Below are 10,170 nucleotides of genomic sequence, written 5' to 3' on the forward strand. Positions count from 1 at the left end.
CCGCGCTGGCCCAGCGCGGCGCGAGCCTCGCGCTCGTCGGCAGGACCGCCGCGAAACTCGAGGCCGCGGCGGCGGGCATCGAATCCGAGGGTGGGCGGGCGCTCCCGTTCACCTGCGATGTGAAGGACCCGGCCGCGGTCTCCACGACCGTGGACGCGGTCGCGGCGGCATTCGGCCGCATCGACATCCTGGTCAACAACGCCCAGGAAGTGCCGCTCGGCCCGTTGCTCAACATCGACGACGACCGGTTCCAGGCCGGGTTCGAATCCGGTCCGCTGGCGAGCCTGCGGTTCATGAAAGCCTGCTACCCGCATTTCAAAGCGGGTGGCGACGGGGTCATCATCAACCTCACCAGCTCCGCGGCCCGACGCTGGGACATGGCCGGTTATGGCGCGTATGCCGCCGTCAAACAAGCCATCGTGTCGCTGACCCGCGCGGCGGCCGCCGAATGGGGCCCGGACGGAATCCGTGCGCTGGCCATCGCGCCGCACGCTGATTCCCCCGGCCTGAAGGGCTGGATCGAGGCCAATCCCACCGAGGCCGAGGCGTTCTTCCAAACCATTCCGCTGCGCCGCATCGGTCGCTGCAGAGATGACATCGGCACCGCCGTCGCCGCCCTGTGCGGCCCGGAATTCGCTTATCTCACCGGCGCCACCATCCCCCTCGACGGCGGCCAGGCCAACTTCTCCTGACCCCGCCGTTCCCGCGCGAGCGGCGGCGGGTCCGGACCCGCGCAATGCGGACGGACCCGCCGCCGCCTTCACACTTCCTGCACGGAGGATCACAGAAAGATGCACTGGTACACCGGAAATACTGTCTACGACACCGTGCTGACGATCGAAATCGTCATCGCCGCACTGGTGCTGGTGGGCGCATTCGTGGGGCAGAGTCCTTACGGCCGATTCGGCACGAACGCACCCGGACTCAACCTGAACCCGAAACTGGGCTGGTGGCTGATGGAAATCCCCGCCACGGTCGCCTTCGCCGCGGCCTACCTGTCCGGGCCCCACCGCTTCGAACCCACATCGCTGGTGCTGGCCGGGATCTGGATGCTGCACTACGGCAACCGCGGCTGGTTCTTCCCCCTGTCCATCCGCCAGGTACCCGGCAAGAAGAGCAGCTTCAACATCTCCGTGCTCGCCATCGGCATGGCCGTGACCGCCACCCACGGCTACCTCAACGGCGCACTGTTCAGCCACGACTACTTCGGCCACTACACTCGCGACTGGCTCACCGACCCCCGCTTCCTGATCGGACTGCTCGTCTACCTCGCCGGGTTCGCCCTGCTCGTCAGCTCCGAAGCGATCGTGCGCAACCTGCGCGACAGACACAACCCTGGCGCCACCGAATACAAGATCCCCCACGGCCTGGGCTTCCGATACGTCACCAGCCCCACCTACCTGGGCGAAATGATCGCCTGGGCCGGATTCGCCATCCTCACCTGGGCACTGCCCGGCGTCATCATCCTCGCGATCACCGCCGCCAACCTCGTACCGCGCGCCTTCGCCACCCACATCTGGTACCAGCAGAAGTTTGACGACTACCCGCCCCAACGAAAAGCGCTGATCCCGTTCACGATCTGACGGACACCCGCCGACTCGAGCGCATAAGGAATCTAGTTCGGGGGTGGAGTCTCGATCGCCGAACGCCGGAACGCGTTTGGGACCGACAGAGTCGAGAGGTCTCACCATCAACCCCCTGGTCTACGTCCCCGACACCGGCCACATCGTCCTCATCGCCTCCAACGGCGGCGCCGACAAGCACCCCGCCTGGTACCACAACCTCCGCGCCAACCCGGAGCTCACGATCGAACTGGGCACCGAAACCTACATCGGCAAAGCCGAATTCCTCACTGGCGAGGAAGCCGAAACCCTCTACGCCCGCATGATCGACCTGATGCCGGTCTTCGCCGAGTACCGAGCCGAAACCACCCGCCAGATCCCGGTCATCGCCGTCCACCGCCGACCCGCGTAGCGCACGTCCGGACGCCGGGATCGGCATACCGAACACCAAGCGCGGTGGATTCGGGGTGTGAGCGGTCGTGAACCGTCGTTGACCGGGGTGCGGGGCAAGTTCAGGTGGGCATTCAGGGTCATCCCCGATGTGCCTGGGCGGGCGCTGACAGCACGATGGATGGCATGACGAGAACGAGCGACTGGTCCAAGGGTGCTGGGCGTACCGGCTTCTCCGATCAGATTCAGGATCTGTGGCAGACGCGGCCGGTGCGGTTTCCCAAGGACGGGCCGATCGCGGGCGTCGCCGTCGGGTTCGGCCGGCGCTACAACGTGGACCCGGTGCTGGTGCGGGTGGCGTTCGTGGTGTCGGCGCTGTTCGGCGGGGCGGGGGTGGTGCTCTATCTGCTGGGGTGGCTGTTGCTGAACCAGGCCGGAGACCAGTCCTCGGCGGCGGAGTCGCTGTTCGGGCGCGGCCAGGCGTCGCAGCCCTCGTCCAAGACCATCGTGCTCATGGTGGCGTTGGGGATCGCTGTGAGCACGATGGGTCCCGTCGGAGTGGGACTCGGCGGGTCCGGGGTGATCAGTTTCGCGCTCATGCTGGGCGGGTGGTGGCTGCTGTATCAGCGCCAGATGCAGCCGCCCGCAGGCTATTTCGAGCCGTCGGCGGTCACCGATCCGTTCAACACCGGGTATCCGGGCACCGCGAGCCCGTACTGGACCGGGTATCCGGGCACCAATGCGGTCACCTTCCAGACGTACGGGCCGTACACCACGCTGCCCGATCACTACGAGCCCGACCCGAACCAGCCACCCGCAGCCGCGCCGCAGCCGGAACCGGTTGTCACACAGAAGCTTCCGGAGACCGAGCAGGTCACCGAAGTGCTGGAGACCCGGTATGCGCCCGCATCGTCGGTGTCCGACACCGTGATCCTGCACAAGTCCGAATCCTCCTCGGGCCCCGGCACTTCGGAGCAGCCGGACGAACTGGCGGAAACACCGGCGACGGCTGTCGATCTCACCAAGCCGAAGACCGACGACGATGACGGCGGCACCCCCGAGCCCCCCTCGGCTCCGCCGACCGACGTCGAACCCCCGACCCTGCACCGGATTCCGCCGGCCACCGACCGTCCGCGCGCCGGATTCGGCCCCGCCCCGATCTCCCCCGACTTCGGCCCCACCCCGCCCGGCTGGGATCCGCTGGGCGTGGCCCCGCTGGCCTGGCAGCTGCCCGAGCCGGCCACGCCGGTCCAGCAGCAGGTCGTCCAGGCTCCCCCGCCCCGCCCGCGGTCCCGCCTGACCGCGGTCACCATCGGTCTCGCCATGCTCGCCGCCGCCGCGGCGGGTTCGATGGCCGCGTCGGGCGTGGATTGGATGACGCCCGGCCGGATCGGCGCCGCCGCACTGGCCGTGGTGGCCGTGGGCCTCATCGTGGGCGCGTTCCTGCGCCGCGGCTACGGCCTGATGGTGGTGCTGGCCCCGCTGGCCGGTTTCGTGATCCTGGCCTCGCTGATCGGCCCGATCCAGTTCGACGAGGGCGCGATGGGCGACCACAAGTGGTCCGCCGCAACCGATTCCGAGCTGCTGCCCGTCTACCATATCTCGATGGGTTCGGGCACTCTCGATCTGAGCCGGCTGGAACTGACCGAGGATCGCGCGGTCGAGGTGAAGGTGCGCATGGGCGACGCCCGCGTAATGCTGCCGTCGAACCTGCGCGTCAACACGACCTGCAATGTCCGCATGGGTGATTCGAACTGCCCGAGCGGAATCTCGGGCCCGGCGACGGGCCCCGTCCTGAACCTGACCGTCGACGTGCAGATGGGAAACGCGGAGGTGAACCGTGGCTGAGAACAAGAACCGCCGACCCTCGTTCGCACTACTGCTGGCCGGCCTGCTGGGCCTGGGTGTGAGTGTGTGGGCCTTCATCGGCCCCCACTTCTGGCCCGTCTCCGGCGGTCTGTCGCTGGGCTGGATCGTGGTGATCGCCGCCATCGTGGTGGGCGTGATCCTGGTGCTCAGCCCGAAGAAACACCGGGAGTAGACCGCACGCGCCGCCCCCACCCCCTCGCCGGGGGCGGCGTCGCCCTCCTTCCCGGAACTGCCCTTCCGAGAAGGCCGAAGGCCCCGCACCTTTCGCAGGTGCGGGGCCTTCGCGTTCAGCGGGGAGCGCTCACTCCCATTCGATGGTGCCCGGCGGCTTGCTCGTCACGTCGAGCACGACGCGGTTGACGTCGGCGACCTCGTTGGTGATGCGGGTGGAGATCCGCTCCAGCACCTCGTAGGGCAGGCGGGTCCAGTCGGCGGTCATGGCGTCCTCGGACGAGACCGGACGCAGCACGATCGGGTGGCCGTAGGTGCGGCCGTCGCCCTGCACGCCGACGCTGCGGACATCGGCCAGCAACACCACGGGGCACTGCCAGATCGACTTGTCCAGCCCGGCGGCGGTGAGCTCCTCGCGCGCGATGGCGTCGGCCTGGCGCAGCAGCTCCAGCCGGTCGTGAGTCACCTCGCCGATGATGCGGATGGCCAGACCCGGACCCGGGAACGGCTGGCGCGCAACGATTTCCTCGGGCAGACCCAGCTCGCGGCCGACCGCGCGCACCTCGTCCTTGAACAGCAGCCGCAGCGGCTCGACGAGCGCGAACTCCAGATCGTCGGGCAGACCGCCGACATTGTGGTGCGACTTGATGTTCGCGGTGCCCGCGCCGCCGCCGGACTCGACCACGTCCGGGTACAGGGTGCCCTGCACCAGGAACTCGACCTTGGTCTCGCCCTGCTCGCCGACCACCTCGGAGACCGCGTCCTCGAACGACCGGATGAACTCCCGGCCGATGATCTTGCGCTTCTCCTCCGGATCGGTAACGCCCTTCAGCTCACCCAGGAACTTGTCGACCGCGTCGACGGTGACCAGCTTGGCCCCGGTCGCGGCGACGAAATCACGCTGCACCTGCTCACGCTCGCCCGCGCGCAGCAGACCGTGGTCGACGAACACGCAGGTGAGGCGGTCACCGATGGCCCGTTGCACCAGCGCGGCCGCGACCGCGGAGTCCACGCCGCCGGACAGACCGCAGATGGCGTGGCCGTCGCCGACCTGCTCGCGCACCTGGGCGATGAGCGCCTCGGCGATATTGGCGGGCGTCCACGCGCCCGGGATGCCGGCGATCTCGTGCAGGAACCGGCTCAGCACCTGCTGGCCGTGCGGCGAGTGCAGCACCTCCGGGTGGTACTGGACGCCGGCGAGCTTGCGCGCCCGATCCTCGAACGCGGCGACCGGCGCGCCCGCGGAGGTCGCGGTCACCTCGAACCCGGCGGGCGCGTCGGTGACGGCGTCGCCGTGGCTCATCCACACCGGCTGCCGGGTGGGCAGGCCGCCGTGCAGGATGCCGCCGTCGACGCTGAGCTCGGTGCGCCCGTACTCGCGAGTCCCGGTGTGCGCCACCGTGCCGCCGAGCGCCTGCGCCATGGCCTGGAAGCCGTAGCAGATACCGAAGACCGGCAGGTCCAGATCGAACAGCCGCGCGTCCAGCTGCGGCGCGCCCTCGGCGTACACGCTGCTGGGCCCGCCGGAGAGGATCACGGCGAGGGGCTGCTTCTCCGCGATCTCCTCGACGGTGATCGTGTGCGGCACCACCTCGGAATACACACTCGCTTCGCGCACCCGGCGCGCGATCAGCTGCGCGTATTGCGCGCCGAAATCGACAACAAGGACTGGTCGCTGGGTTTCTGCCACCCGCACAGTCTAGTGAGCGAGATAGGACACACTCCCCCCGGGCGACCCCCGCTCCCGCCCGCCCCGACCTGCGCGCGAATCACGGTGGACCGCCACCCCGGGCCGGAGTGCGCCGCGGCCTCGGAAGCAGTAGCCCGCCCGGCCCGGAAGTGGTGGCACCGGGACGGTATTCGCGTCGGAGGTGGTTCGGATAGGGCCTTCCGCCCTCGCGTGGACGGTAATTCCTACCCGACCACGGGGGCCGAGCGACACCCGCTGTGCCGGTGGGCAGGAAAGCTCGCCGGTTTGTCACCGGTGCTGGCTATCCTCTACCTCGTGCCATTCGCCCGTGCGATCGATGCCGAGATCCACTACGAGGACAGCGGGGGCGAAGGTCCGGTGGTGCTGTTGGGGCACGAATTCCTCATGGACCGAACGATGTTCGCGTCGCAGCAGGCGGCGTTGACTCCGGAGTTCCGGATCGTGACCTGGGATGCGCGCGGACACGGCCGCACCCGCGACGAGGGGCTGCCGTTCACCTACTGGACCTCCGCCCGGGACGCGCTGACCGTACTGGATCAGCTGGGCGCGGGCCGGGCCGTGGTGGGCGGAACCTCCCAGGGCGGTTTCATCGCGCTGCGCACCGCGCTGCTGGCCCCCGACCGGGTCGCCGCGCTGGTGCTGCTGAGCAGTGAGGCGCACGAGCCCACCGCCGCCGAACTCGCCAATGCCCGAAAGTTTCTGGACAAGTGGCATGAGGACGGTCCCCGCCCCGCGCTCGCCGAATACCTGGCCCGCTGGCTCATCGGCGACGACGACTGGTATCGCGCCGTCTGGGTGAAACGCTGGCTGGCCCGCGACCCGTCGGCCACCGAGGTCGCCGCGGGCGCGCTCCTGGGCCGCGACTCGGTGCTGGAGCGATTACCCGAAATCACCTGCCCCACTTTGGTCATCCACCCGACCCGTTCGGGCGTGCCCCGCTCACACGCCCGGGAACTGGCCGAACGCCTGCCCCGCGCGCACTATGTGGAGATCGACGGCGCCCGGCAGACGGTGAACATGACCCACCCGGTGGCGGTGAACTCCGCGATCCGAGAGTTCCTCCGCGATATCGCGGTACCGCCGCTGCGCGATTTCAGCGCCTGGCCGGGCGGCCGCTGACTCCCCCGCCGCCCCGCGCCTTCAGCGGGCGGCCGTCAACCGTTCCGCACCCGTGCCGGCAGTTGCCTGCCGAACCGACTGTGGACGTACCCGGGGAGTTGCCCGAATCGTCACGACATCAGTTGCCGCGTTGAGAGACGCCCGGATCGAACGTCGGGTCATCGCAGTAGCGCCCCTCGAACACTGTGTGAGTGTGCAAGGGGCGCTACGTGTTCCAGCTGGTGTTTCTAGCCGCGCACGTTCAAACCGACCTTCTGGAATTCCTTGAGGTCGCTGTACCCGGTCTTGGCCATCGAACGACGCAGGCCGCCAACCAGATTCAGCGAGCCGAACGGGTCGTTGGACGGGCCGTTGAGGACCTGGTCCAGCGGGACCCGCTCCTCGTCGACCGCGTACGGCAGCACCGCGCCGCGCGGAACCGACGGGTGCGCGGCGGCCGAGGGCCAGTACCAGCCGTTGCCCGGGGTCTCGCGGGCCATGGCCAGCGGCACGCCCAGCATGACCGCGTCCGCGCCGCAGGCGATGGCCTTGGCGACGTGCCCGGAGGTCAGGGTCTCACCGTCGGCGATGACGTGCACGTAGCGGCCGCCGGTCTCGTCCAGGTAGTCGCGGCGCGCGGCGGCGGCGTCGGCGATGGCGGTGGCCATGGGCACGCCGATGCCGAGCACCTCACCGGTGGTGGTGGAGCCCTGCATCGAGCCGTAGCCCACGATGACGCCGGCCGCGCCGGTGCGCATCAGGTGCAGCGCGGTGCGGTGATCGGACACGCCGCCCGCGACCACCGGCACATCCAGCTCGGCGATGAAGGTCTTGAGGTTCAACGGCTCTCCGTCGCCCACGTGCTCGGCGGAGATGATGGTGCCGTGCACGACCAGCAGGTCGATCCCGGCCTGCACCAGGCTCGGGGTGAGGGCGCGCGCGTTCTGTGGGCTGACCCGCACCGCGGTGGTGACCCCGGCGGCGCGCACCTCGGCGACCGCCGCGGCCAGCAGGTCGGCCTTCATCGGCGCGGCGTGCAGCTCCTGCAGCAGCGCGACCGCCGCCTCGGTGCCTTCCTTCTCCGCGACCTCGGTCAGCTGCTGGACCTTGGCGTCGACGTCGGCGTGCCGGGCCCACAGGCCCTCACCGTTGATGACGCCCAGTCCGCCGGCCTTGCCCAGTTCGATGGCGAACTTCGGCGAGACGAGCGCGTCGGTGGGATGCGCGAGGAACGGGATCTCGAAGCGGTACGCGTCGAGCTGCCAGGCCAGCGACACCTGCTTGGAGGAGCGGGTCCGGCGCGAGGGCACGATGTCGATATCGTCCAGCTCGTAGGTGCGCCGAGCCGTCCGGCCCATGCCGATCTCGACCATATCGCGCATCGTTGTTCAGTCCTCCTGTGTTGGATTGCCCTCCGCTTCGCTCCGGGCGGGTTCGCGGCGCTGGAAGTCTCGTTCTTCCCTCCTCCGCTCCTCCGCTTCGCTCCCCCGCTCCGTCAGTCCAGAACGAGACGCGCCGCGAACCTTTGGGCGTTCACCTGTTTTGTGGTCAGGCGCGTGTCGTGTAGTTGGGAGCCTCGACGGTCATGGTGATGTCGTGCGGGTGCGACTCCTTCAGGCCCGCCGCCGTGATCTGCACGAACTGGGCCGCCTGCAGATCCGGAATGGTCTGCGCGCCGGTGTAACCCATGGCCGCGCGGAGACCGCCGACCAGCTGGTGGATCACCTGGTCCAGCGGGCCGCGGAACGGCACCCGGCCTTCGATGCCCTCGGGCACCAGCTTCTTCTCCGACAGCACGTCGTCCTGGAAGTAGCGGTCCTTGGAGTAGGACTTGGCCTCGCCGCGTCCCTGCATGGCGCCCAGCGAACCCATGCCGCGGTAGCTCTTGAACTGCTTGCCGCCCACCAGGATCAGATCGCCCGGGGACTCGGCGGTACCGGCCAGCAGCGAACCCAGCATGACGGTGGAGGCGCCGGCCGCGATGGCCTTGGCGATGTCACCGGAGTACTGCACGCCGCCGTCGGCGATGACCGGCACACCGTGCGGCTTGCATGCCGCGGTGGCCTCCAGGATCGCGGTGATCTGCGGCGCGCCGACACCGGCGACCACGCGGGTGGTGCAGATGGAGCCGGGGCCCACACCCACCTTCACCGCGTCCACACCGGCTTCGACGAGCGCCAGCGCGCCCGCGCGGGTGGCGACATTGCCGCCGACGATCTGCACGCGGTCGCCGACCTCGGCCTTGATCTTGGAGACCATCTGCAGCACGCCCGACTGATGGCCGTGCGCGGTGTCCACGATGAGCACGTCCACGCCGACCTCGGCCAGCGTCATGGCGCGCGCCCACGCGTCCTCGCCGACACCGACGGCCGCGCCGACCAGCAGCCGGCCGTCGCGGTCCTTGGTGGCGTTCGGGTACTGCTCGGTCTTGACGAAGTCCTTGACCGTGATGAGCCCGCGCAGCTTGCCGGAGCCGTCGACGATCGGCAGCTTCTCGATCTTGTGGCGGCGCAGCAGGCCCAGCGCGGCCTCGGCGGTCACGCCCTCCTGCGCGGTGATCAGCGGCGCCGGGGTCATCACCTCGGCGACCTTGCGGTCCTGGTCCACCTCGAACCGCATATCGCGGTTGGTGATGATGCCGACCAGCATGCCGCGCTCGTCCACCACGGGCAGACCGGAGATGCGGAAGCGGGCGCACATGGCGTCGACCTCGGCGAGGCTGTCGTCGGGGCGACAGGTGACCGGGTCGGTCACCATGCCCGCCTCGGATCGCTTCACGGTCTCGGCCTGTGCGGCCTGCGCCTCCACCGACAGATTGCGGTGCAGCACGCCCATGCCGCCCGCGCGCGCCATGGCGATGGCCATGCGCGCCTCGGTGACGGTGTCCATGGCCGAACTCACCAGCGGGGTCCGCAGCGAGATGTCGCGGGTCAGCTTGCTGGAGGTGTCGACCGAACTCGGGATCAGATCGGAGGCCGCGGGAAGCAGCAGCACATCGTCGAAGGTGAGGCCGAGCATGGCGATCTTGTCGGGATCGTCGCCGCCCGTATGGGGGCGGCCTGCGTTACGTTCGCCCGTCACGGGACTGCTCATTCGGATCGACCCCTCCTGGACCTCGGGAACACCCACCGGGCCGGGTCCCGGCGGATGCGTAGATGAATGGCAATGCCGGCGATTGCTACCCGGCCTTTGGTCAACCATGGTATCCGTCCGTGATGCTGTGCCAGATTTGCCCTCCGCTTCGCTCCGGGCAAGCCGCAGGGTGGAGAGAGGCGGTCGCGGCCCTCGTAACCCCGGCCTTCCCGCCTCCGCTCCTCCGCGTCACTCCCCCGCTCCAAGGCGGAGGTCTATCAAGCCGCAGTCCAGGCC

Annotated in this window: 9 protein-coding genes; 6 read left to right on the forward strand and 3 right to left on the reverse strand. The window is 69.3% G+C overall.

The annotated features are described in order from the left end of the window. The 5 genes from ACFV4K_RS31870 to ACFV4K_RS31890 all read left to right on the forward strand — a co-directional run. On the forward strand, positions 1-692 hold a 692-nt coding region (locus ACFV4K_RS31870), incomplete at its 5' end, for an SDR family NAD(P)-dependent oxidoreductase (protein ID WP_379279929.1). A gap of 99 nt (positions 693-791) precedes the next feature. After that, positions 792-1,583: a 3-oxo-5-alpha-steroid 4-dehydrogenase gene (locus ACFV4K_RS31875; protein WP_379279930.1), complete on the forward strand. Its 792-nt coding sequence runs from the start codon at positions 792-794 to the stop codon at positions 1,581-1,583. A 76-nt stretch (positions 1,584-1,659) separates the two neighbouring features. Then, complete coding sequence (locus ACFV4K_RS31880) at positions 1,660-1,974, forward strand: nitroreductase/quinone reductase family protein (RefSeq protein ID WP_379279931.1); 315 nt, start codon at positions 1,660-1,662, stop codon at positions 1,972-1,974. 164 nt (positions 1,975-2,138) lie between these two features. Next, entirely contained in the window at positions 2,139-3,800 is a 1,662-nt protein-coding gene (locus ACFV4K_RS31885) for a PspC domain-containing protein (protein WP_379279932.1), read from the forward strand. Continuing rightward, entirely contained in the window at positions 3,793-3,993 is a 201-nt protein-coding gene (locus ACFV4K_RS31890) for a hypothetical protein (RefSeq protein ID WP_357098351.1), read from the forward strand. Before ACFV4K_RS31885 ends, ACFV4K_RS31890 begins: the two co-directional genes overlap by 8 nt. Positions 3,994-4,122: 129 nt before the next feature. Here the strand turns inward: ACFV4K_RS31890 and guaA are convergent, their stop codons facing one another. Further along, positions 4,123-5,688 carry a glutamine-hydrolyzing GMP synthase gene (gene guaA / locus ACFV4K_RS31895; RefSeq protein ID WP_379279933.1) on the reverse strand — a complete coding sequence of 522 codons (1,566 nt, stop codon included), beginning with the start codon at positions 5,686-5,688 and terminating at the stop codon, positions 4,123-4,125. A gap of 309 nt (positions 5,689-5,997) precedes the next feature. On the opposite strand from guaA, the gene ACFV4K_RS31900 reads away from it, so the two are divergent. Continuing rightward, positions 5,998-6,822 carry an alpha/beta fold hydrolase gene (locus tag ACFV4K_RS31900; RefSeq protein WP_379279934.1) on the forward strand — a complete coding sequence of 275 codons (825 nt, stop codon included), beginning with the start codon at positions 5,998-6,000 and terminating at the stop codon, positions 6,820-6,822. Positions 6,823-7,049: 227 nt separating this feature from the next. Here the strand turns inward: ACFV4K_RS31900 and ACFV4K_RS31905 are convergent, their stop codons facing one another. Then, a complete protein-coding gene (locus ACFV4K_RS31905) occupies positions 7,050-8,183 on the reverse strand; it encodes a GuaB3 family IMP dehydrogenase-related protein (RefSeq protein WP_357098360.1) in 1,134 nt (377 codons plus the stop codon). 166 nt (positions 8,184-8,349) lie between these two features. Next, positions 8,350-9,894: an IMP dehydrogenase gene (gene guaB / locus ACFV4K_RS31910; RefSeq protein ID WP_379279935.1), complete on the reverse strand. Its 1,545-nt coding sequence runs from the start codon at positions 9,892-9,894 to the stop codon at positions 8,350-8,352. Between the last annotated feature and the right edge of the window lie 276 nt (positions 9,895-10,170).

Origin of the sequence: Nocardia sp. NPDC059764, from assembly GCF_042732555.1 — a bacterium.
Lineage (GTDB): Bacteria > Actinomycetota > Actinomycetes > Mycobacteriales > Mycobacteriaceae > Nocardia.